Below are 21,764 nucleotides of genomic sequence, written 5' to 3'. Positions count from 1 at the left end.
GGTAAAGCCGGCCCCCTGGGTCGGCTTTTTTTATGCACGTCATCGCGCTGTCGCGTACCAGACGTACGCTGCTCTTATCTAAAACTTTCGAAGCTTCGTTTACTGGTGTTACTGAAGTGACCCACCCAGGGCTAAACGCGTTGAATGTTCGGAATCGATCATCTATAGTTTCGTTATTGAAAATAAAGCGCGGCTTTACGCCTCGGCCCCACGCCTAAACCTGACGGTAACCGCTATGACGCTTCGAACTCGCAATCTCGAAAAGCTGCCCAATGAAGAGTATGACGCGCTGATTATCGGCGGCGGCATCAACGGTGCGGCCGCCGCCGCTGCCCTTTCGGGGAAAGGCGCGAAAGTCGCCCTTATCGACCGCGGGGATTTCGCCGGCAGCACCAGCATGCACTCGTCCAACCTGGTGTGGGGCGGTATCAAGTACATGGAGTCCAACGACTTCGGGCTGGTGCGCAAGCTCTGTAAAAGCCGCAACCACTTGATTAAAAGCTACCCGTCTACGGTCAAGGAAATTCGCTTTCTCACGACCATTACCAAGGGATTTCGCCATTCCCCGTACTACCTATGGGCGGGCACCTGGCTTTACTGGCTGATGGGTAACGGCTTCACCAAGCGCCCCAACCTTTTATCGCCGAAAAACATCAAACAGGAAGAGCCGATCATTCAAACCGAAGGCGCTGTAGGCGGCTTCGAGTACTCGGATGCCTACCTCTACGATAACGACGCCCGCTTCGTGTTCAACTTCGTAAGTCAAGCCATGAAGTTCGACGCCGTGGCGGTCAACTACGTGGAGTCGCTCGGTGCCGAGCGTGAAAACGGCGTGTGGGTCACGAAAGCCCGCGATGCGATGAATGGCGCCACCTTCGAAATTCGCTCCAAAGTGCTGATCAACGCCGCCGGCCCCTGGGTCGACGAGCACAACGCGCTGACAAAGCAAACCACCTCGCACCAGCACATGTACTCCAAGGGTATCCACCTGATCGTACCGCAGCTGACCGAGACCAAGCGCGTACTGGCGTTTTTCGCCAACGACGGGCGGCTGTTCTTCGTGATTCCAATGGGCAACCGTACCTGCATCGGGACCACGGATACGCACATGGAGCACCCCAACCCGGAGGTCACCCAGGAAGATATTCAGTTCGTTCTCGAAAATATCAACTCGCGTTTGACGCTTAAAACGCCGCTCACCCAGGACGATGTGGTTTCTACCCGGTGCGGGGTACGCCCGCTGGCGGTTAAAGCCGAGAAAGACGAGGAGCGCGACTTCCTGCAGCTTTCGCGCAAACACGTGATCGACACCCACGAAGAGAGCGCCCACATCAGCATCTTCGGCGGCAAACTGACCGATTGCCTGAACGTGGGCGAAGAGATCGCCGACGAGTTAACCAGGCTCGGGGTCGAGCTGAGCGCTCCCAACAAGCTTTGGTACGGCGAGCCAGGCGACGATGTAAAAGCGTCGTTCATGCAGCAAGCAAGCGAGATGGAGCTCGACAAGCTGACCCCGGCCACCTCGACGGAGAAGCTCTCTTCACGGCTGTGGCGCCGCTACGGTTTGGATGCCTTCGCCATGCTCGACAAGATCAAGGCCGATCCCACCGAGGCGGAGATCCTCATCGAGAAAACCGAATACATCCGCTGCGAGCTCGAGTACGCCCGCGATCATGAAATGATCACCGAGCTCGAAGACTTCCTGCGCCGCCGCGCCAAGGTGTCGCTGGTGGTCCACCGCGACGAACTGGCGCGCTCCGAAGGCCTCAAAAAGGCCTGCGAGGTACTGTTTGGCGACGACGCCGAGGCGCGCTTCAATGCCTACTTCGACAACAACCCGGACACGACCCACCCGCCGGCGGAGTTGACCCAATAAAGTCCCATAAAGCGCTCGATAAAAAAGCCCCTTGAAGGGGCTTTTTTAGTTACCGCGCTGGTCGCTACTCGACTCTTTGCCTTCGACACGTCTACTCTTCGTCTTCGACGATCAGTTGAGAGTCCTGGGCAAGCACTTCTTCCCAGGCCTGTTCCATCGAGTAGCCCGCGCGTGTATCGATCGTGTCGAGCACTTCGACCGCCTGTTGAAGTGACTCGCCCTGGCTTTTAAGTGCCAGTACCAGTTTGGCAAGCTCTTGCTTGCTGAACGTGCTGGCGATTCGGTCGGCTTGTTGATTCAATTCGATACAGTTCATAAACCACCTCTTGACGTTGTTACCGCTTACGGGTTTAAAAGAGTTTTCGAGCGCCTGGGGTGAGGCGCCGACGCCCGCGGGGCGGTAGACCTCGCAGTGTCCTAATGAGGCGCATTGGCTTATAAAGTCCAAGCGCCGGGCTTTGAGGGATGCGTTATTCAAAGCCATGACGTGACTATGGCCGACGCCGATAACGCCGACAATCGATCATTGGCAGGGGCCGGGGTTGTAACTCGACTACACCAGCACTCGCTGAGCGCTATTTATGTCGATTACTTTCAAACGATCGTTTTATTGGCGTTATGCTTTAAAAAAGTGCGTTAACGCGTCATTAAATCGAATAAAAAGCCGCCACTGGGGTGACGGCTTTTTAGGATCAACAGCGACGTTCAATACTTTTTAAATATAATCGGCCAATGTCGTTTCGAGGCGGCGTTTAAACGCCCTACTTCAAAACTATTTGAAATAGCGTTTCAGGAAATCGATGCGTATTTCAGGCAACGTGCAGCTCGACACCGTGCTCGCCCAGTAGCTTAATGATGGCCTCTGGCGGTTGGCGGTCGGTAAATAGCGCATCGAGCTGGGCGATGTTGCCCTGGCGAACCACCGGGTTACGGTGAAACTTGGAGTAGTCCGCCGCCAGGTACACCCGCCGCGAGTTGGCGATAATGGCCTGGGCGACGCGCACTTCCTGATAGTCGAACTCGAGGAGCGAACCGTCTTCGTCGATACCGCTAATGCCAATGATGCCGACATCCACCTTGAACTGATTGATGAAGTCGATGGTCGCCTCGCCGATGATGCCGCCGTCGCGCGAGCGTACCTGGCCGCCGGCAATGATCACCGAGAAATCCTCTTTACGCTGCAAAATGGCGGCCACGTTCAAATTGTTGGTGATGATCTCGAGGCCCTTGTGCTCCAAAAGCGCCTGGGCGATCACTTCGTTGCTGGTACCGATATTGATGAAAAGCGACGCGTGGTCAGGGATGTGCGCGGCCACGCACTGCGCAATGCGCTCTTTCTCACCCAGATGGAGGGTTTTACGCGTGCTGTAAGCGGTATTCACCGTACTCGACTCCACCCCGGCGCCACCGTGTACCCGGCGGATACGTCCTTCGTCGGAGAGCGTATTGAGATCACGACGAACGGTTTGCGGGGTGACGGCGAAGTGTTCGGTGAGCTGCTCAATGCTCACGTAGCCGTTCTGGCGTACCAGTTCGACAATGGCGTCCTGGCGATACTGTTGATTCATGGGCCGAGCCTTTTATACAGGTGGCCAGGCGCGCTATCGCGCGCCTGGCCGTGTTCACGGGTTCAAAAATGCAGGCGTCTAGCCGGATAAAGGCCACACTAGCAGAATTACGGGGATAGCGGTGACCATGACCACGATCGAAAGCGGCAGACCCAGCTTCCAGTAGTCGCTGAAACGGTAGCCACCGGGGCCGAGCACCAGGGTATTGGACTGATGCCCGATGGGCGTCAGAAAGGCGCAGGAAGCGCTAACCGCCACGGCCATCAAAAAGGGTTCCAAAGAGACGTCGAAGCCGTTTGCCAAACTCACCGCGATCGGCGCCATCAAAAGCGCCGCGGCGGCGTTATTGACGATGTTGGAGAGCAGCATACACAGGATGAAAAGGCCCACGAGGGAGATGACGACGGGCCAATCGGCGCCAAAATATAAAAGCGAGTTGGCGATGATATCCGCCCCGCCACTGGTTTCGAGTGCCTCGCCCACCGGCAGCATGGCGGCCAGCAGTATGATCACCGGCCCGTCGATGGCCTGGTAGCCTTCTCGAAGCGGCAGCACGCCGATCAAAAGCGACACCAGCGCCGCCGAGCTCATGGCGACCGCGGCGGGCAGCAGGTCAAACAACATGGCGGCAATGGCCAGCGCAAAAATTCCCAACGACACGGCAAGCTTACGCGGCTGGCCCAGGTGTAGCTCGCGGTTGGCAAGCGGCAGACAGCCAAGCGTCGAGAGGCTGTAGCCAATCTCCTTTTCGCTGCCCTGGAGCAGCAATACATCGCCGGTTTGAAAGCGGATATCGCGAAGGCGTTGCTTCAAACGGCCGCCATCGCGCGCTACGGCCACCAGATGAAGACCGAACTGATGGTTGAGGCGAAGCTGGCGCACGCTGCGGTTGATCATCATCGAATCATTGCGTACCACCGCTTCGACAAGCTGCAGGCCTTCGGTGTCGACCGGCTCGTCGTCCTGCGGGTCGAGCTCTTCTTCATCCTGGCTTGTTTGCCCCTCCGGCGCGTCCTGGTCAAGCTCCGCCACGGCACTCAAGCCGACCTTGTCCTCCAGTAGCTGAAGCTCGTCCGGGCCGGCTTCGAGCAATAAAATATCGCCCTGCTTGAGCACGCCGTGAAACGAGTAACCCGCGAGGCGGCTATCATCGCGCACTACGGCAAGCACCGGGATCGTTTCGTCCAACTCGTCGCGAAGCTGTTGAAGCGTTAACCCGTTGGCTTTGGATTCCTCGGCGACTTTTAGCTCGACCAGGTAGTTGGCGGTATCGAACATGTCCGCAGAGCCTGCCTGGCTATTACGCCTGGGGGTAAAGTGCCACCCCAGCAGTACGATAAAGGCAAGGCCCGCCAGCGCCACTGCCACGCCCACCGGCGAGAAGCTGAACATGCTGAAATTTTCGCCGGTAATGTTGCCCCGGTATGCGGCGATGATGATATTGGGCGGCGTACCGATCAGCGTCGTCAGCCCCCCTAGTAGCGAACCAAACGCCAAGGGCATCAGCAAAAGTGAAGGCGAGGTATTGTGCTCGCGCGCCAGGCGCATGGCCACCGGCAACAGTAGCGCTAAAGCGCCGACGTTATTCATGATTCCCGAGAGCACCACGACCGTGCCCACCAGCACCAAAAGCTGCAGCATCAGGCGCTCACCGGCCTTCATGACCTGGTGGGCGATGATATCGACCACCCCGGAGCGCTCGAAACCGCGGCTCAATACCAGCACCGCGGCGACGGTAATCACCGCCGGGTGGCCAAAACCTGAAAAAGCCTCATCCGCCGGCACCAGGCCCACCATGACCGAGCTCAAAAGCGCGGTCAGCGCGACCAGGTCATAGCGAAAGCGGCCCCAAATGAACGCCGCCAGTGTCAGTGCCAGGATGATGAAAATGAGCGTACTGGGGGCCAGTCCGAGCGACTCGATCGCCATTGAACAACGTCTCCTTTTACCACCTGGCACGGTTGCCGCGTGGTATGTAATCTATTGATCTTTTAACCCAAAACACGGCGCAAGTTAACTTATTAATTGGCGGGCGAAGCCATAGGGTATTCATACCCGGGGCGCCAATGGCGGCTTCGCTTTAAAACCGGCTTTCGCGGGCCCATTGCCGCGCTTACACTTAAGCCGATCAATCGGGCAATGAGCGCTCCCCTTACGAGCGCTCATTGCCCCCACCACTGAAAGGACGTTATATGGATTTGTGTCAACGTTTGCGCGAAGCCGCCGCCCCGTACTGGGACGCCTCGGTCAATCATCGTTTCGTCGATGAACTGATCAGCGGCGATATCAGTGATCCCGCGTTCGCGCGCTACCTGGTTCAAGATTTTTGTTTTTGCGATACCTTCGTACGTTTACTGGGCGCGGCGGTGTGCGCCGCGGATGACCCCGAGGCGCGGCTCACCCACGCGCGCCAGCTAGCCATCGTGGCCGGGGGCGAGTACCGCTATTTCATTGACGCCTTTCAGGCACTCGGCGTCGCCGAGGCGCAGTGGCGCAACCCACCTCATGCCGAACCCACCCAGGCCTTCATTGCGCTTATGGACAAGGCCTGCCAATCCCAGGACTACGCGCTGATTCTGGTCGTACTGGTGGTGGCTGAATGGCTCTATCTCGACTGGGCCCAGCGCGCCAAGCAGCCGCTGCCCGAACGCGCCGAACACCGCGACTGGATCGTGATTCATAGCGATGAGGATTTCGTGCGCTGGGTGGACTTTTTACGTACCGAGCTCAACCGGGTCGGTGCCGAGCGCGATTTCGAGAGCCTGCGTGCCCCCTTTGTCGATGCAAGCCACATCGAGCAGCGCTTTTTCGATAGGGTCTACGAAGATACCGACCAGTAACCCTCAAAGCCGCCGCGTTCAAACGACAAAAGCCGCCCAGGGCGGCTTTTGTTCTCGAAAATTTCTAACCCAGGATCAGGGAAGAAGAATGGTAGAACCGGTGGTTCGACGGCTTTGCAGCGCATCCTGGGCCTTGCCGGCCTCTTCGAGCGGGTAGCGATTGGCCACGTCGATCTTGATCTTGCCGCTTTCGATCATCTCGAAAAATTCGCTGCACATCTGCTCGAAGCGCTCCCGGGTGTCGGCATAGCCGTTAAGGCTTGGCCGAGTCACGAACAGCGCGCCCTTTTGGTTGAGAATACCGATATTGACGCCATCGACCGGGCCCGACGCATTGCCAAAGCTCACCATCAGCGAGCGCGGCTTCAGGCAGTCAAGCGACATCTCCCAGGTATCTTTACCCACCGAGTCGTAAACCACGTCGCACATCTGACCATCGGTCAGCTCGCGCACGCGCTCGACCACGTTCTCCTCGGCGTAGTTGATCGTCGCCCAGGCGCCGTTGGCCTTGGCAAGCTCGGCTTTCTCCTTCGAACTCACCGTGCCGATCAGCTTCACGCCCAACGCCTTCGCCCACTGGCAGGCAATGGAGCCCACCCCACCAGCGGCGGCGTGAAAAAGAATCGTCTCGCCGCCTTCGAGCTTTTGGGTTTGGCGCAGCAGGTATTGAACGGTCAGACCTTTGAGCATACTCGCCGCAGCGGTTTCGAAGTCGATACCGTCGGGCAGTTTGATGACCTTGTCGGCGGGGAGCACATGAAGCTCGGCGTAGGCACCCAGCGGCCCCTGGGCGTAGGCCACTCGGTCGCCCTCTTTCAAATGACTCACGCCGTCACCCACCGCGTCCACCACGCCGGCCCCTTCCGTGCCAAGCCCGGAGGGCATGGAGGGCGCCGGGTAAAGCCCGGTACGAAAGTAGATATCGATAAAGTTGAGCCCCACGGCCTTGTTGGCAATGCGAACCTCGCCCTTGCCCGGCGCTTTAGGGTCGACATCCTTTACCTCGAGCACTTGCGAGTCACCGGTGGTTGCAAACTCGATCCGCTTGGCCATAAACGAACACTCCCATATTCCCTGGATGATTAAACGATCGACTACCTTGCATTATCCAACCGCGTCAGAGGCGATAAATCAAGCCTTCTGGCGAAGCCATCGCGCTGTCATACACCCATGCTAGACTGGCCTTTTATTCCCCACTATTACGGATACACCATGTCGAATCCAGGCATTTTGTTACCGGCGCTGATCGCCCACCGCGGCTACTCTGCTGCCGCCCCGGAAAACACCCTGACCGCCGTACGCGAAGCTTACAACGCCGGCACCACCTGGGTAGAGCTCGATGTGCAGCTACTGGCCGACGCCACGCCGGTGATCTGGCACGACGCCGATGTCCGGCGCTGCTCCGACGGGCGCGGCGGGCTTGCAAGCCTGAGCCTGCAAGCCGCCAAGCGGTTGGACGTGGGCAGTTGGTTTTGCGACCGCTTCACCGGTGAAAAAATGGCCACCCTGGATGAAATGCTGGCGCTTTTAAACGAGCTCGGCATGGGCGTCAACCTGGAAATCAAGGTCAATAAGGGCCGCGACCCGATCGCGTTGGTCAACGCGGTAATGCCTACGCTTTTGAACGAAATTCCCGCCGAGCGGCTTATCGTCTCTTCTTTCGATATGGCGGCGCTGCGCCGCTGCCGTGAATTCGCCGGTAGTGACGCCCTCGCGCTGGGTGTGCTGTTCGCAAGCATCCCCAAGGGGTGGCAGGCGGTATGCGAAGAGCTCGAGGCGTTTAGTATCCACCCGGACTGGTCACGCCTGAAACGCCCCCAGGCCGAGGCAATGGTCGGGGCCGGCTATCAGCTTCTTTGCTACACACCCAATGACCCCAGCGCCTTCGAGCCCCGCTGGGCCTGGGGGATTGCGAGCGCGATTACCGATCAACCGGCGCTTTTCAAACGTTTTTTGGATCACCGGGATAACGCATAATGGGCGAAACCACGTCCCAGTAAGGAAACGTCATGAAGTATATCGGTGCCCACGTCAGTGCCGCCGGCGGGCCGGACCAGGCCGTACACCGCGCCGTCGAGATCGGCGCCAACGCCTTTGCGCTGTTCACCAAGAACCAGCGCCAGTGGAAAGGCAAGCCGCTCACCGAAGAGGCCATTAAGGCATTCAAAAAAGCCTGTGACGCACAGGGCTTCGGGCCTCACCAAATTCTTCCCCACGATAGCTACTTGATCAACCTGGGCCACCCCCAGGCGGAAGGCCTCGAGAAATCCCGGGCGGCGTTTTTGGATGAGATGCAGCGCTGCGAACAGCTGGGGCTGACGCTTTTGAACTTTCACCCGGGCAGCTTTTTGAAAAAGATCAGCGAGCACGACTGCCTTTTACGTATCGCCGAGTCGGTCAATATCGCGCTCGAACAAACCCGGGGTGTAACCGCGGTGATCGAAAATACGGCAGGCCAGGGCACCAACCTGGGCTGGCGCTTCGAGGACCTGGCCACGATTATCGAAAACGTCGAGGACAAAACCCGCGTGGGCGTGTGTATCGATACCTGCCACGCCTTCGCCGCCGGTTATGATCTGCGCGATGCCAAGGCCACCGAGCAAACCCTGGACGCGCTTGGCAGCATCGTGGGGTTCGACTACCTGCGCGGCATGCACTTGAACGACGCCAAAAGCGAGTTCGCAAGCCGAGTGGACCGCCATCATAGCCTGGGCAAGGGCAACATTGGTTTGGAGGCGTTCACGACCATTATTCAGGACGCTCGCACCGACGATATCCCCCTGATACTGGAAACCGTCGAGCCAGAAAACTGGCCGGAAGAGATCCGCTGGCTGCGTACTCAGTTGCCCGAAGCCGCGCCGGGCAGGTAGTGAATGACGTCGTGAAAGCGAAGCCTCGCCGCTCCGCTATTGCGCATGACGTGGGGCCGGTCGGCGAAAAACCGCAGCCCCTCGCCGGCTTTCAGACACTGCCAGCGTTCGTCGATGCGCAGCTCCATTTCCCCCTCGACGACCACGATATGCTCGACGCCCCCGCTTGCGTGGGGTGCGGATTCGCTCATTGCCCCCGGGGCAAGCTCGATCATGAACATCTCGAAGCCCAAAAGCGGATCGAACGGAAACAGCAGCCGCGCCTGCATGCCCGCACTATCATGCCCCCACACCGACTCCCCGCTATCACGCTCAAGCTCGCCCTGGGCGGGCTTCGAGCCATTGAACAAGGTGGAAAACGATACCCGAAACCCGCTGGCGATTTTCCAGAGAGTGGACACCGTCGGGCTCGATTCGCCGCGTTCGATTTGCCCCAGCATCGCCTTGCTCACACCGGTTTGCGTGGCAGCTCGACCCAGGCTCCACCCCCGTGCATTGCGTAGCCGTTTAACGGTACTGGCAACGTGACCGGCAATGGCGGGTGATTCGCGTGTCATCGATCTCTCCTTTGAATGGGCCCGGCGCATCGCGCCGGCGCCTGAACCGTAACAAGACGAATTTTTACTACACCCCTGTTCATTTTTCTAATCTCGACAGGCGATAAAAAAAAGAGCCGAGGCGAGGCCTGTCAACAGCTTGAGCTGACTATCGATGTATCATCTTTAAAAATAAAAAACCATTTTCAGAAAACCTTCAACAATGTTAACTTTTTAAATAAATATTTGTTTTTACAAAACTATTTTTCAGGCTTATAAATGCGGATATTTAATGAGTAAATATTTCAGGGATACGTCTTTTGCTCAAGAACTTCATTAGGAAACTGGAAAACTTCCAATCTTTTTCTAAAGAGGAAGTCAGCGCACTCGAAGGTTATGTAACCCCCATCCGAACCCTGAAAAAGTCCGAAAACCTCATACAAGAAGAAGACAAACCCTACGAAGTCAACATTTTGCTCGAAGGCTGGGCGACGCGCTACAAGGTGAGTGCAGAAGGCAAGTTTCAAGCGCTCGCGTTTTTGGTACCCGGCGACGCGTGCGATGTGCATATCACCCTCATAAAGCAAATGGATCACTCCATATGCGCTGTGGTGCCCTCGACGTTCACGTCTATTCCCAAGCACAATATCGAAAAAATATACGAACACCACCCGCGAATTGCGCGCGCTCTTTTCTGGTCGATGCTCGTCGATGAATCCACCTTACGCGAATGGGTTTTCAACATTGCCGGCAGGCGGGCCGACCAGCGCATGGCCCATTTGTTTTGCGAATTACTGGTTCGCTCCTGGGCGGCCGGCTTGACGAGCGATCATTCGTTTTACCTTCCGCTGACCCAGCAGCAAATAGGCGAGGCCATGGGCATCACCCCGGTACATACCAGCCGCGTCGTGAGCAAGCTCCGCGCTGAAGAGCTGATTTTCTGGGAAAGCAAACGCATGAAAATTCGCGACTGGGAAAGGATGAAAGCCTTTAGCGGCTTCGATGCAACGTACCTGCACCTGGATCAAGCCCCGCCATGCCTGGCCAAGGAAATTTGATGCCTTGCCCCCATTAATGAATGCGCAGGGCTATAACGTAGAAGCCCGGCCATAAGGCCGGGCTTTGCTGCGACGTCCGTGTGAACATCGCGGGCATCCTGCCCGCGCCTCCCTGGAAATCTTCCTGATTCGATACTCCCTGACGAATATCCTTATCCGCCCAGGCCATATTGGCTTTTAAACCCAGGGTTGTAAGTAACCTAATATAACAAAGCCACTAAATAACCTTAATATTCATTGATAATCAGGATAAACCATCAGGACCTTTCCCTTAAAACGCCTCGGTTGGGCACGTTTAAGAACGAAAAACCGGACGTCTTGCGCCCTCGGCATTACTTGCTAGGCTTATATCGGCTTCACTGCCGACAAAGTACAAACCCGGAGAAGAATCAGACAAGGAGTCGTTGTGAGCGAGACCGATTTAGGCTTAATGGATGCCCATTCGCTTCGTAAACTTTTCGAAAACAAACAGGCTTCACCCCTTGAAGCCACCCGCGCCGCGCTGGAGCGTATCGATCGCTTCAATGACGAGGTCAACGCCTACGTTCACGTGGACCACGAGGGCGCCGAAAGCGCCGCCAAGACCTCGGCCCGGCGTTGGGGCCAGGGTAAACCGTTGAGCCCCATCGACGGCGTGCCGGTGTCGATGAAGGACCTGGCCCAGGTGGCGGGCATGCCGTGCCGGGAAGGCTCGCTCACCACCACCAAAAAGGTGTGCGATACCGACTCCCCACCGGCGCGTATGCTGCGCGAAGCCGGGGCGATCATTCTGGGCAAAACCAATACGCCGGAATTTGGCTGGAAAGCGGTGACCGATAACCGCGTATTCGGCGCCACCACCAACCCCTGGGACACGCGGCTCACACCCGGCGGCTCGTCCGGCGGTGCTGCGGTGGCTGCGGCCCTCAACATGGGCGTACTGCACCAGGGCGGCGACTCCGGCGGCTCGATTCGCATTCCCGCCGCCTTTACCGGCACCTTCGGTTTCAAACCGACCTACGGCTGGGTGCCTCAGTGGCCGCCGGCCAAGGAGCCCAGCCTTTCACATCTGGGCACACTGACCCGTTCGGTGGAAGACGCGGTCAGCATGCTCAACGTGATCGGCCGCTACGACTACCACGACCCCTACGCTACTCGCGGCCAGCCCGACTGCTGGGGCGAAGACCTGCACAAGAGCCTGAAAGGCCTACGTATTGGTTTCTCGCCGGATTTGGGCCATGTCAACGTCGACCCTCAAGTGGCCGAAAAGGTGCGCGAAGCCGCCAACATGCTGAGTGAGTTGGGCGCCGAGGTGGTGGAAGTCGACCCGGGCCTGAGCCCGGCGATCGATACCTTTCGCAAGCTCTGGTTCACCGCCTCGCTTCACCAGTGGGATCAACTGGACGACAAGCAGCGCGAACTGCTCGACCCGGGCCTGGTGGCCAACGCCAAGGAGGCACAAGGCTGGAGCGGGCTGGACTTTTTCCGGGCGCTCAACGAGCGCGCCTACATCACTCAGCGCCTCGAATATTTCAACCAGAACTACCATCTGCTGATGACCCCGGCGGTGGCGATTCCCCCCTTCGAGGCCAACCACGAAGTGCCACCGGGCAGCGACATGCGCGATTGGGAAGAGTGGGCCTCGTTTAGCTACCCCTTCAACCTGAGCCAGCAGCCAGCGGCTTCCGTGCCCTGCGGCTTTACCAACGAAGGGCTACCCGTAGGCTTTCAGCTTGCCGGCGGTAAATTCGACGATGTACGCGTGCTGCGCGCGTGCCACGCCTACATGCTCCATAACCCGCCGCGCTTTCCAAGCATTCCCAACCCTTCCCATACGCCGGGATAGGTGATTCCCCCAAAGGCGGGCGTGGTGAACGCCCCACAACCATTGTGCGCTATAGCGCACAATGGTAGCGTCGTTTTTGTGCGTTATAACGTATACCGACGATTAAAGGCCCGCCATGACCACCCCCGAGCATTCTACTCCTGCTAGCCCCTCACTTTGGCGTGATACCACGCTTTCCACGGTTACCGCGGGGCTGGTGGCCGTGGTCATTAGCTATACGAGCTCGGCGGCCATCGTCTTTCAGGCCGCCGCGGCGGCGGGCGCGACGGCGGCACAGATCAGCTCCTGGCTTTGGGCGCTGGGTATCGGTATGGGATTGACCTCGCTTGGGCTTTCGCTTCGCTACCGCATGCCGCTACTCACCGCCTGGTCCACGCCTGGGGCGGCCTTTTTGGCGACCAGCCTGCCTGGCGTGCCGATCAACGAGGCGATCGGCGCGTTTCTATTCTCGGCGTTTTTGATCACTCTGTGCGGTGTGACCGGGCTTTTCGAGCGGCTGATGCGCCATATTCCCAACGCCATTGCCCAGGCCCTGCTGGCGGGCATTTTGCTGCGCTTCGGGCTCGAGCTATTTGGCGTGATGGAAACCGAGTGGCTGTTACCGCTGATCATGCTGGTCACCTGGCTTGCGGGGCGGCGGCTTTGGCCAACGCTTGCCGTACCGGTAGTGCTGCTGGTGGGGCTTGCCGGTGCGCTTTTGCTGGGCCAGGTGAATATGGCGGGTATCCCGCTTGCCCCGGCGCTACCGGTATGGACCTCGCCCGCTTTCGCACCCACCACGCTGATCAGCATCGGCATACCGCTTTTCATCATCACCATGGCCACGCAAAACCTGCCCGGGGTGGCGGTACTGCGCGCGGCGGGGTATCAGCCCAATAGCTCCGCGCTGATCGGCTGGACCGGGGCGGCAACGTTCTTGCTGGCACCGCTTGGCGGCTTTGCGCTGAACATGGCGGCGATCAGCGCGGCGGTGTGTATCGGCCCGGACGCCCACGCAGATATGCGCCGGCGCTACACGGCGGGCGTGGCGGCGGGCGTGTTTTATATCCTGATGGGCGTTTTCGGGGCGACGGTGACCGGGCTTTTCACGGCCCTGCCCCAGGCACTGGTCGTCGCACTTGCCGGAATTGCGCTGCTGGGCACATTGAGTGGGGGGCTTGCCGGCGCGTTTGCGCAAAGCGATCAGCGCGACGCCGCGATCGTTACCTTTTTGCTGACCGGCTCCGGCATCACGCTATTGGGTATTGGCAGCGCCTTTTGGGGGCTGGTGGCCGGGCTGATCACGTTAAAGCTTGCCCGGCGCGCACTTTAAAGCGTGCTCAGGCGCTCGTCGTCCATGACGCCGGACATCCGCACCAGGGCAAGCGCTTCATCCAGGCTTTCGACCTCTTCCATGATCAAAAGCTCATCGTGCAGGTTGACGGGCTGGCCGGCCTTGTCGGAAAGGATTCGCTCGAGCGAAGCCAGATCCTGGGAGTCGTCGAGCTTGAAGGTATCGATAGAGGCGCTCGAATTGCTGGGCAAGTAGATCGTGCCGTTGGAGAAGTCCACTGCGTAGGCGATCACGCCGGGCAGGATGAAAAACAACAGCCCAACGCCGTTGGCGATGGCCACCACCGGGTCTACGTTGCCGCTAAGCTGGCCCTTGCGCTCCGGGTGAAACAGCGTCCCGCAACCGCTCAAGCTAATGATCAGCCCCCCTATGACGGCGCCTTTCAAACCACGGTGTACGAGCTGTTTCATCGATGCCCTTCCTGAAAAAGTGAAAAAAAATGGCCTGGCTATAAACCGGTTATACCATTTGGAGCGGCCCAGTCTAGCATAATTGCGCTAACGCTTTGGCACGGCGCTTAATTTTTGCCGCCTTTACCGCTTGCCCGTACAATGCAATCATTCAACGTATTACCGACCCTAAAGGAAGTTCCTCGCTCATGCGCGCCAGCCAACTACTGATTGCCACACTAAAAGAGACCCCGGCCGATGCGGAGGTCGTGAGTCACCAATTGATGCTGCGCGCCGGCATGATTCGCCGTTTGACCTCGGGCCTTTATACCTGGCTGCCGCTGGGGCTGCGCACGCTGCGCAAGGTCGAGCGCATCGTGCGCGAAGAGATGGACCGCGCCGGCGCTCAGGAAGTGCTCATGCCCGCGGTGCAGCCGGCGGATTTGTGGCAGGAGTCCGGCCGCTGGGAGCAGTACGGCCCGGAGCTTTTGCGCGTCAAGGACCGCCACGAGCGCGACTACTGCGTGGGCCCGACCCACGAAGAGGTCATTACCGACCTCGTTCGCCGGGAAATTTCCAGTTACAAGCAGTTGCCCGTTAGCTTCTACCAGATTCAAACCAAGTTTCGCGACGAAATCCGCCCGCGCTTTGGCGTCATGCGCTCGCGGGAGTTCATCATGAAGGACGCCTACTCCTTCCACAGTGATGAAGCCTCGCTCGGCGAAACCTATCAGCACATGTACGACGCCTACACGCGTATTTTCACCCGGCTGGGGCTCGATTTCCGCCCGGTGATCGCCGACAACGGCTCGATCGGCGGAACCGGCTCTCACGAGTTCCACGTGCTGGCAAGCTCCGGCGAAGACGATATCGTCTTCTCCAACGAATCCGACTACGCGGCGAACATGGAAAAAGCCGAAGCGCTGGCTGCCCCGCTTGGCAGCGACGCCAAGCGCGACGCGCCGAGCCAACAAATGCACCTGGTCGACACGCCCAACGCCAAGACCATTGCCGCCTTGGTCGAGCAGCACGGCCTTGCGATCGAAAAAACCGTGAAAACACTGATCGTACGCGGCGCTGAAGGCGGGCTGATCGCGCTGCTGGTGCGCGGCGATCATGAGCTCAACGAAGTGAAAGCGGAAAACCTGCCCGAGGTGGCAAGCCCTTTGACCATGGGCGACGAAGAAGCGATCCGCGCCGCCGCCGGCGCGGGCTTTGGCTCACTGGGCCCGGTGGGGCTCGATATGCCGATAATCATCGATCACAGCGTCGCGCTGATGTCCGACTTCGGCGCCGGTGCCAATATCGAAGGCAAGCACTACTTCGGTATCAACTGGGAGCGTGATCTGGCGCTGCCGCAAACGGCGGATCTGCGCAACGTGGTCGAAGGCGATCCCTCCCCGGACGGCAAAGGCACGCTCTCGATCAAGCGCGGCATCGAAGTCGGCCATGTCTTTCAGCTCGGTCAGAAATACTCCGAGGCCATGGATGCCAAAGTGCTGGGGGATAGCGGCAAAACCATCCACCCCTGGATGGGCTGCTACGGTATCGGCATCACCCGCGTGGTGGCCGCCGCTATCGAGCAGAACCACGATGACGCCGGTATCATCTGGCCCGATGCCATCGCCCCGTTCAACGTCGCGCTGGTCCCCATGAACGCCCACAAATCCCAGCGCGTGCGCGAAGCCTCCGAGGCGCTCTACCAGTCGCTGACCGAGGCCGGTTACGACGTCCTATTGGACGACCGGGATACCCGGCCCGGCGTCAAGTTCGCCGACCTGGAGCTGATGGGCGTGCCGCACCGTATCGTGATCGGCGATCGCAGCCTGGATAACGGCGAACTCGAGTACAAGGGCCGCCGCGACGCCGAGGCCACCATGGTGGACAAGGATCAGATCACCGCGTTTTTAAACGAACGCGCCGGCCGCTAACCGGCTGTGAGCGTGTCGGCGCGGCTTTGGCGCCTGGTAGGGGCGAGCGCGCTATGCCTGGCCCTATCGCCGCTTGTCGCCGTGGCCGAGGCGCCGCTTCGCTCGACGTTCGAGGCCGCGGGCAGCGCCGAGCAGCACGCGTTGAGTGTCGAGATGCGCCAGTGGCGAGCGCGCATGCACCCGCCGCTTGCCAGGTTCATTGCCGACCCCGCCGAGCGCGACGCTCTGCTGACCCGCCTCTACCTGGAGGCGCACTTGGCGGGGCTCCCCCCCAGCCTGGTGCTTGCGCTGATCGAGGTGGAGAGCGCCTTCAAACAGGAAGCGGTCTCCACCGCTGGCGCCGTGGGCCTGATGCAAATCATGCCCTTTTGGGTAGCCGAGCTTGGCTTACCCATGGACGACTTGACCCATCCTGACCGCAACCTTCGCTACGGCTGTACGATTCTGGCCCACTACCTGGCCGTAGAAGGGGGCGACTTTACCCGGGCATTGGCCCGCTATAACGGAAGCCAGGGCAAAACCTGGTACCCGGAGCGGGTAATGCGCGCCTGGCAGTCCGCCTGGCGCTAGCGGTCATAGCGGCTTCACGCCCTTTTGATACCTCCCCGTTATACGTACCTGTTAGACGTACCTGCCAGCTCCTCCCTCAAGGTCCGCTTCTTTCTAGTACTCTTTTTAGTTAAGTTGGCTTATCGTTAAACGGATAACATGACTTTTCACGTCAAGCGACACACTATTAAGTTCATTATTTCTCAATTCAAACCGGGGGCCTCGTGGCATTATCCACCCGTCGTATCCTTGCAGGTTCGGCACGCGCCGCTGTGCTGGCTCTTTTAGCGATGGCCTCTTATAGCTACGGGGCGGTCATTACGGTTAGTGATACAAGTGGCCAGCCGCTCGAGGATGCGGTGGTCGAGGTTTACGCCCCTTATCAGGCGGATACGCCCACCGAAGAAGGCCGTATCTATCAACGCAATGCGGCGTTTCAGCCCCGAGTGCTGGCCGTGCCCGTGGGCAGCTTCGTCTCGTTTCCTAACCAGGATACGACGCGCCACCACGTTTATTCGTTTTCACCGGCCAAGACCTTCGAACTCAACCTCTACTTGCAGGAAACGCCGCCGCCCATCGAGTTCGACCAGTCGGGTATCGTCGTGCTGGGCTGCAATATTCACGACAATATGCAGGCGTTCATCGTGGTAAGCGAGGCGCCCTACGTGCAAAAAACCGGCGCTGACGGTGTGTTGGATCTTCCCGAATTACCCCCGGGGGAACACCGCGTTCGGGTCTGGCACCCGCAGCTGGACGACCGCCAACAAGTCTGGTGGGAAGGCGAGATCACTCAGCACGCACCGCTGGACGTTCGCCTCGAGCTCAACGCGCTCGCCCCCGTGGCACCTTCTCTTTCGCCGCTTCAAGAACGCTTTAGACAGGCCACCGGGAGCTGATGTCATGATGATTCGTTATCGGCTGGCGTCGACAGGCGCTATCTGCTCGAGGATGCCATGCGCTTTCGCACACGCCTGATGCTGGTCCTGCTCGCCGTCGTGCTCGTGTCGCAGATTGCCACCGGCGCGGCGTTTCTTCGCGCCACCCAAAACGACATCATTGCCAAGGGCCATCAGCGCCTCGAGGTGGGCGCCAACGTCTTTAATCAACTGCTCGCGTCTCGTGGCGAGCAGCTCAGCCAGAATATTGCCATTCTCGCCGGCGACTTCGGTTTCAAAAGCGCGGTGTCCACCCAGGATAATCAAACGCTTTATTCGGTGCTGGCCAACCACGGCACCCGCGCCAACGCCGATACGGTGCTTCTTAGCGACCTCGAGGGGCGTATTCTGGCGAGTAGTCATCACGCGCAAGGCAGCGAAATGCCCTTTCCTAAGCTTTTCGAGCGCGCCAATTTGAACGGCTCGGCGGTCAGTGTGGTGGTCATCGACGGCCAACCCTACGAGTTCGCCCTGCTACCGGTTCGTGCGCCCAACCAAATCGGCTGGGTGGGCATGGGCTTTTTGATCGACGAAACGGTCACCAACGAGGTCAAGGCGTTGACCGGCCTCGATATCAACGTCGTTACCTATCAAGGCGACCGGATCAGCGAACTGGCAAGCTCGCTCCCGGGGCCCGTCGCGATGGAGCTTGCAAGCAGCAGCCGCGAACAGCTGAGGGACGGCGAGTACGCCAACACCAGCCAAATGACCCCGGACGACGAGTACCTCTCCTACGCCAGTACCCTCTACGCCAACGACACCTATCAAACCCACGTGCTTTTGCAGCTATCACGCAACGAGCTGCTGGGTGCTTACCGCTCCCTATGGTGGCAACTGCTGGGTATCGTGGCGCTGATACTCTTGTTTACGGCGCTGGTGGCCATGTGGAGCGCCCGCAGCATGAGCCAACCTCTCATGGCGCTCGCCCAGGCTGCGAAGCGCATTGGCCAGGGCGAGCGCGTCACCGATTTGGGCCAGGGCAATCAGCGTAGCGAGACCCGTCAGCTCGCCGTGACCCTGCTCACCATGCAAGACGAGATTGCAAAGCGCGAAGCCGTGCTCCACTACCAGTCGCGCCACGACCTGCTGACCGACCTTCCCAACCGGGTTAGCGCAGAAGAAGATATCCGCGCGGCCATCGACGCCGGCAACGCCTTCACTCTCATGCGTTTGGCGATTGCCAACTTTCGCGATATCAAGGACACCTTCGGCTACGCGGTGGGCGACAACGTGCTGGTCACCCTGGCCCAGCGTCTGCAAAACCAGAAGGCTTTCGAAAGCACCGCCTACCGGCTGGACGGCGATGAGCTATTGTTGATTCACCGCCAGGCCAGCAGCAGCGCCAGCGGACGCGCTCCCCTTTTCGAGACGCTTTGTCACCCGATCACCCTCGATAAATCGCCTATCGTGCCTTCGCTTTGTGCGGGTGAAGTCAACTACCCCGAACATGGCGACACCCCCCAGCTTTTGTTGCGCCGGGCGGATGTCGCGCTCGATACCGCCAAGCGCACGCACTGCACGCATCAGCGCTATCAAACGGGCCAGGACGAGCAGCACCAGCGCCAGCTCACCCTGATTCGCGATCTTCAAAGGGCCGTCGACAACGGTGAGCTCTGGATGGCTTACCAGCCCAAGGCGACTACGCAAACGGGCCGGGTCAATCAGTGCGAAGCGCTCATGCGCTGGCAACACCCCCAGCTTGGCTTCATTCCCCCGGATGAATTCATCGGGCTCGCGGAGCGCTCCGGCCATATCGGCATGCTGTCTCAGTGGATGCTCTCCCACGTCTGTGCGCAACTGCACGACTGGAAACAGCGCGGTTACCACTTGTCCGTGGCGGTCAATCTCTCCACGAGCGACGTCATGGATCCGCTTCTTTGCGAGCGCATCGCGGCGCTTTTGGAGCGCTACCAGCTCACCCCTTGGCAGTTGAGCGTCGAGGTGACCGAAAGTGCGGTCATGCAGGATGTAGACATCGCCTCCAGAACGCTGCTCGAACTCGCCGGCCTGGGGCTCTCGATCGCAATCGACGACTATGGGACCGGCTACTCTTCGCTTGCCCAAATCAAACGCCTGCCGGTGAACGAACTAAAAATCGATAAATCTTTCGTGCTCGCCCTGGATACCCAGGCCGATGATTTCACTATCGTCCGCTCGACCATCGAAATGGGGCATAGCCTGGGGCTGAGGCTGGTCGCCGAGGGTGTTGAAAACCTTGCCAGTGCCGAGCTTTTGAGCAAGCTCGGCTGCGACTATTTACAGGGCTACTGGATCGCCAAACCGATGCCAAGCGAGGCGCTGACGGGGTGGCTGGATAATTTCGAGACGCTCTCGCTCCCCTTGCCCGATTGATCGGTCCAGGGTCTGTCTGAAAAGTCGACGAGCGAAGACAAGACAAGGCAAAAATTGGCGAAAAAACGGAGTTTACACGTGTAAATGAGTATTTTGAGCCAATTTTTAACGCCGTATTGTCGAGCGCAGGCACTTTTCAGACAGAGCCTAATATACTGAAGGAATCTTCTGGATGGACTACTTACCCGTATCGGCCATCACACCTACCTTAGCCTGCGTAAAGGCTTCGATGAAGCGGTTTTTGGAGACGCCCTGGTGGCTTGCAAGCCTTGCGGCGGTGAGCCTGGCGCTTCCGGTAACCGACGCCTGGGCCGGTAGCCGTATTATCGGCACCGGGGGCGTTAGCGCCATAGAAGGCGCCGCCGGGGGCGGGTTATCGCCCTGGGCGGTACTTTCCAGTACGGCGAGCGCCGAGGAAATCGGGGTGACGACCGCGGCGTCCCGGGCATGGCTCGACGATTACCGCCTGACGGTCATGGGTGCCAGCGCGAATATTTACGATCGCGTCGAGGTCTCTTACGCGCGCCAAACCCTCGATCTACAAACCCATGGCGGCCAGCTGGAGCAGGATATTTATGGCCTCAAGCTGCGCTTATGGGGCAATGTGCTCTATCACCCTTGGGGGATCTGGAGCGCGGGCATTCAGCACAAGCGCCTCGTGGATGGCAGCACCCCCACGGCGTTAGGCGCCCACCGTACACAAGGCAACGATGGGTATTTGAGTGCCAGCAAGCTGTTGTTCGGGGCGGTGGCCGGGCGTAACGTTTTGCTCAATGCAACGCTTCGCAACACCGAGGCCAACCAGGGCGGGCTGCTGGGTTTTGGCGGCGATGATGGGGGGCGCCAGTGGGTAGCGGAGGGAAGCGTAGGGCTTTTCATCACCCCGCAATGGGTTCTGGGCACCGAGTATCGCCAAAAACCCGACAACCTGAGCGTGGCCCAGGAAGATGACTGGCAAAGCATCTACAGCGCCTACTTCTTCAACAAGCACGTGTCGGTGACCGGCGCCTGGCTTGATCTTGGCAGCATCGCCGGCCTGCCCTCCCAGCGCGGCGGCTATCTTTCACTTCAGGCAGCTTTTTAAAGGGGGCTCGATGACACGCTCGAAAAACCAACGCCGTGCTCACTCCGGCTTCTTTGCCGCGGGAGCGCTTGCCGGTGTATTGACACTTGCCAGCTGCGCGGCGAGCTCACCGCCTGAAACGCTTTATGATCGAATGGGCGGTGAAGCCACGATCGACGCGGTGGTCGAGAATTTTCTTTATCGCATCGCCGATGACCCGGCACTCGTCGGCTTTTTTGCCAATACCAATATCGACTACCTGGCCGACGCACTCTCTAGCCAGTTTTGCGAGGTCAGTGGCGGCCCTTGCCGTTACGAGGGCCCGCCCATGGAGCGAGCCCACCAAAACATGGGCATCACCGACGCCCATTTCAATCGACTCGTCGAGCATCTCGACGCCGCCCTGCAGGCACAACGGGTACCGCTTGGCATGCGCAACGACCTGCTCGGCCGGTTGGCGCCGATGCATGGCGATATCATGCGCTATCAATAGCTCGCCGCGACGAACGCCCCATTGGGCCAAGCTCGATACGCCCTGTTGCGCGTAGACCCCGGATCGATAGGCAAAAAAAAGCCGGCCTCCTCGGCCGGCTAAGTGAAGGCTCGACGCCTTCCCCCTGACAAAGCAAATGCACACAT

Annotated in this window: 19 protein-coding genes; 13 read left to right on the top strand and 6 right to left on the bottom strand. The window is 59.2% G+C overall.

Annotation, left to right across the window (positions count from 1 at the left end; translation table 11 throughout):
- The first annotated feature begins 235 nt into the window (after positions 1-235).
- Entirely contained in the window at positions 236-1,876 is a 1,641-nt protein-coding gene (locus ACWHXT_RS08370; RefSeq protein WP_447957921.1) for a glycerol-3-phosphate dehydrogenase/oxidase, read from the top strand.
- 91 nt (positions 1,877-1,967) lie between these two features.
- Here the strand turns inward: ACWHXT_RS08370 and ACWHXT_RS08365 are convergent, their stop codons facing one another.
- The 3 genes from ACWHXT_RS08365 to ACWHXT_RS08355 all read right to left on the bottom strand — a co-directional run bounded on the left by ACWHXT_RS08365 (position 1,968) and on the right by ACWHXT_RS08355 (position 5,373).
- Positions 1,968-2,192, bottom strand: a complete 225-nt coding sequence (locus ACWHXT_RS08365) for a hypothetical protein (RefSeq protein WP_447929020.1) — start codon at positions 2,190-2,192, stop codon at positions 1,968-1,970.
- 493 nt (positions 2,193-2,685) lie between these two features.
- Positions 2,686-3,444 carry a DeoR/GlpR family transcriptional regulator gene (locus tag ACWHXT_RS08360; RefSeq protein ID WP_447528735.1) on the bottom strand — a complete coding sequence of 253 codons (759 nt, stop codon included), beginning with the start codon at positions 3,442-3,444 and terminating at the stop codon, positions 2,686-2,688.
- A gap of 78 nt (positions 3,445-3,522) precedes the next feature.
- Complete coding sequence (locus ACWHXT_RS08355) at positions 3,523-5,373, bottom strand: SLC13 family permease (RefSeq protein ID WP_447957920.1); 1,851 nt, start codon at positions 5,371-5,373, stop codon at positions 3,523-3,525.
- 263 nt (positions 5,374-5,636) lie between these two features.
- Between ACWHXT_RS08355 and ACWHXT_RS08350 the strand changes: the two genes are divergently transcribed.
- A complete protein-coding gene (locus tag ACWHXT_RS08350; RefSeq protein ID WP_447957919.1) occupies positions 5,637-6,284 on the top strand; it encodes a TenA family protein in 648 nt (215 codons plus the stop codon).
- Between the two features lie 75 nt (positions 6,285-6,359).
- Here ACWHXT_RS08350 and ACWHXT_RS08345 read toward each other — a convergent pair whose 3' ends face one another.
- The gene (locus ACWHXT_RS08345) at positions 6,360-7,337 is read right to left on the bottom strand and encodes an NADPH:quinone reductase (protein WP_447957918.1); all 978 of its coding nucleotides are present in this window, start codon (positions 7,335-7,337) and stop codon (positions 6,360-6,362) included.
- Positions 7,338-7,496: 159 nt separating this feature from the next.
- Here ACWHXT_RS08345 and ACWHXT_RS08340 point away from each other — a divergent pair, with 159 nt between their 5' ends.
- Together ACWHXT_RS08340 and nfo are read left to right on the top strand one after the other, a co-directional pair.
- Entirely contained in the window at positions 7,497-8,261 is a 765-nt protein-coding gene (locus tag ACWHXT_RS08340) for a glycerophosphodiester phosphodiesterase family protein (RefSeq protein WP_447957917.1), read from the top strand.
- Between the two features lie 32 nt (positions 8,262-8,293).
- A complete protein-coding gene (nfo, locus tag ACWHXT_RS08335) occupies positions 8,294-9,154 on the top strand; it encodes a deoxyribonuclease IV (protein ID WP_447957916.1) in 861 nt (286 codons plus the stop codon).
- On the opposite strand, the gene ACWHXT_RS08330 is transcribed toward nfo, so the two are convergent.
- Entirely contained in the window at positions 9,124-9,711 is a 588-nt protein-coding gene (locus tag ACWHXT_RS08330) for a helix-turn-helix domain-containing protein (RefSeq protein ID WP_447957915.1), read from the bottom strand. The genes nfo and ACWHXT_RS08330 overlap by 31 nt on opposite strands.
- A gap of 299 nt (positions 9,712-10,010) precedes the next feature.
- Between ACWHXT_RS08330 and ACWHXT_RS08325 the strand changes: the two genes are divergently transcribed.
- The 3 genes from ACWHXT_RS08325 to ACWHXT_RS08315 all read left to right on the top strand — a co-directional run bounded on the left by ACWHXT_RS08325 (position 10,011) and on the right by ACWHXT_RS08315 (position 13,885).
- Positions 10,011-10,748, top strand: coding sequence for a Crp/Fnr family transcriptional regulator (locus ACWHXT_RS08325; RefSeq protein WP_447957914.1), 738 nt, complete (start codon positions 10,011-10,013; stop codon positions 10,746-10,748).
- Between the two features lie 406 nt (positions 10,749-11,154).
- Positions 11,155-12,573, top strand: coding sequence for an amidase (locus tag ACWHXT_RS08320; RefSeq protein ID WP_447957913.1), 1,419 nt, complete (start codon positions 11,155-11,157; stop codon positions 12,571-12,573).
- Positions 12,574-12,688: 115 nt separating this feature from the next.
- The gene (locus ACWHXT_RS08315; RefSeq protein WP_447957912.1) at positions 12,689-13,885 is read left to right on the top strand and encodes a benzoate/H(+) symporter BenE family transporter; all 1,197 of its coding nucleotides are present in this window, start codon (positions 12,689-12,691) and stop codon (positions 13,883-13,885) included.
- Here the strand turns inward: ACWHXT_RS08315 and ACWHXT_RS08310 are convergent.
- Positions 13,882-14,316 carry a hypothetical protein gene (locus tag ACWHXT_RS08310; protein ID WP_447528725.1) on the bottom strand — a complete coding sequence of 145 codons (435 nt, stop codon included), beginning with the start codon at positions 14,314-14,316 and terminating at the stop codon, positions 13,882-13,884. The two genes, ACWHXT_RS08315 and ACWHXT_RS08310, sit on opposite strands and share 4 nt — an antisense overlap.
- Positions 14,317-14,504: 188 nt before the next feature.
- Here ACWHXT_RS08310 and ACWHXT_RS08305 point away from each other — a divergent pair, with 188 nt between their 5' ends.
- The 6 genes from ACWHXT_RS08305 (at position 14,505) to ACWHXT_RS08280 (ending at position 21,618) form a co-directional block, all read left to right on the top strand.
- On the top strand, positions 14,505-16,226 hold the full coding sequence (locus ACWHXT_RS08305; RefSeq protein ID WP_447957911.1) for a proline--tRNA ligase: 1,722 nt from the start codon (positions 14,505-14,507) through the stop codon (positions 16,224-16,226).
- 6 nt (positions 16,227-16,232) lie between these two features.
- The gene (locus ACWHXT_RS08300; protein ID WP_447957910.1) at positions 16,233-16,796 is read left to right on the top strand and encodes a transglycosylase SLT domain-containing protein; all 564 of its coding nucleotides are present in this window, start codon (positions 16,233-16,235) and stop codon (positions 16,794-16,796) included.
- Between the two features lie 203 nt (positions 16,797-16,999).
- On the top strand, positions 17,000-17,671 hold the full coding sequence (locus ACWHXT_RS08295) for a Cupredoxin (RefSeq protein ID WP_447957909.1): 672 nt from the start codon (positions 17,000-17,002) through the stop codon (positions 17,669-17,671).
- A gap of 57 nt (positions 17,672-17,728) precedes the next feature.
- Positions 17,729-20,062 carry an EAL domain-containing protein gene (locus ACWHXT_RS08290; RefSeq protein ID WP_447957908.1) on the top strand — a complete coding sequence of 778 codons (2,334 nt, stop codon included), beginning with the start codon at positions 17,729-17,731 and terminating at the stop codon, positions 20,060-20,062.
- A 172-nt stretch (positions 20,063-20,234) separates the two neighbouring features.
- Positions 20,235-21,146, top strand: coding sequence for a DUF3034 family protein (locus ACWHXT_RS08285; protein ID WP_447957907.1), 912 nt, complete (start codon positions 20,235-20,237; stop codon positions 21,144-21,146).
- A gap of 10 nt (positions 21,147-21,156) precedes the next feature.
- Positions 21,157-21,618, top strand: a complete 462-nt coding sequence (locus ACWHXT_RS08280; RefSeq protein WP_447957906.1) for a group I truncated hemoglobin — start codon at positions 21,157-21,159, stop codon at positions 21,616-21,618.
- Positions 21,619-21,764: the final 146 nt, after the last annotated feature.

The organism is Vreelandella halophytica (assembly GCF_968193635.1).
This window is presented reverse-complemented; position numbering and strand designations above follow the sequence as displayed.

Excerpts from the sequence above, each read along its gene's own strand:
- ACWHXT_RS08330 (WP_447957915.1), bottom strand. The coding sequence starts at position 9,711 with ATGACACGCGAATCACCCGCCATTGCCGGTCACGTTGCCAGTACCGTT.
- ACWHXT_RS08280 (WP_447957906.1), top strand. The coding sequence starts at position 21,157 with ATGACACGCTCGAAAAACCAACGCCGTGCTCACTCCGGCTTCTTTGCC.
- ACWHXT_RS08350 (WP_447957919.1), top strand. The coding sequence starts at position 5,637 with ATGGATTTGTGTCAACGTTTGCGCGAAGCCGCCGCCCCGTACTGGGAC.
- ACWHXT_RS08310 (WP_447528725.1), bottom strand. The coding sequence starts at position 14,316 with ATGAAACAGCTCGTACACCGTGGTTTGAAAGGCGCCGTCATAGGGGGG.
- ACWHXT_RS08345 (WP_447957918.1), bottom strand. The coding sequence starts at position 7,337 with ATGGCCAAGCGGATCGAGTTTGCAACCACCGGTGACTCGCAAGTGCTC.
- ACWHXT_RS08305 (WP_447957911.1), top strand. The coding sequence starts at position 14,505 with ATGCGCGCCAGCCAACTACTGATTGCCACACTAAAAGAGACCCCGGCC.
- ACWHXT_RS08290 (WP_447957908.1), top strand. The coding sequence starts at position 17,729 with ATGCGCTTTCGCACACGCCTGATGCTGGTCCTGCTCGCCGTCGTGCTC.
- ACWHXT_RS08285 (WP_447957907.1), top strand. The coding sequence starts at position 20,235 with ATGGACTACTTACCCGTATCGGCCATCACACCTACCTTAGCCTGCGTA.
- ACWHXT_RS08340 (WP_447957917.1), top strand. The coding sequence starts at position 7,497 with ATGTCGAATCCAGGCATTTTGTTACCGGCGCTGATCGCCCACCGCGGC.
- ACWHXT_RS08315 (WP_447957912.1), top strand. The coding sequence starts at position 12,689 with ATGACCACCCCCGAGCATTCTACTCCTGCTAGCCCCTCACTTTGGCGT.
- ACWHXT_RS08365 (WP_447929020.1), bottom strand. The coding sequence starts at position 2,192 with ATGAACTGTATCGAATTGAATCAACAAGCCGACCGAATCGCCAGCACG.
- ACWHXT_RS08355 (WP_447957920.1), bottom strand. The coding sequence starts at position 5,373 with ATGGCGATCGAGTCGCTCGGACTGGCCCCCAGTACGCTCATTTTCATC.
- ACWHXT_RS08370 (WP_447957921.1), top strand. The coding sequence starts at position 236 with ATGACGCTTCGAACTCGCAATCTCGAAAAGCTGCCCAATGAAGAGTAT.
- ACWHXT_RS08360 (WP_447528735.1), bottom strand. The coding sequence starts at position 3,444 with ATGAATCAACAGTATCGCCAGGACGCCATTGTCGAACTGGTACGCCAG.
- nfo (WP_447957916.1), top strand. The coding sequence starts at position 8,294 with ATGAAGTATATCGGTGCCCACGTCAGTGCCGCCGGCGGGCCGGACCAG.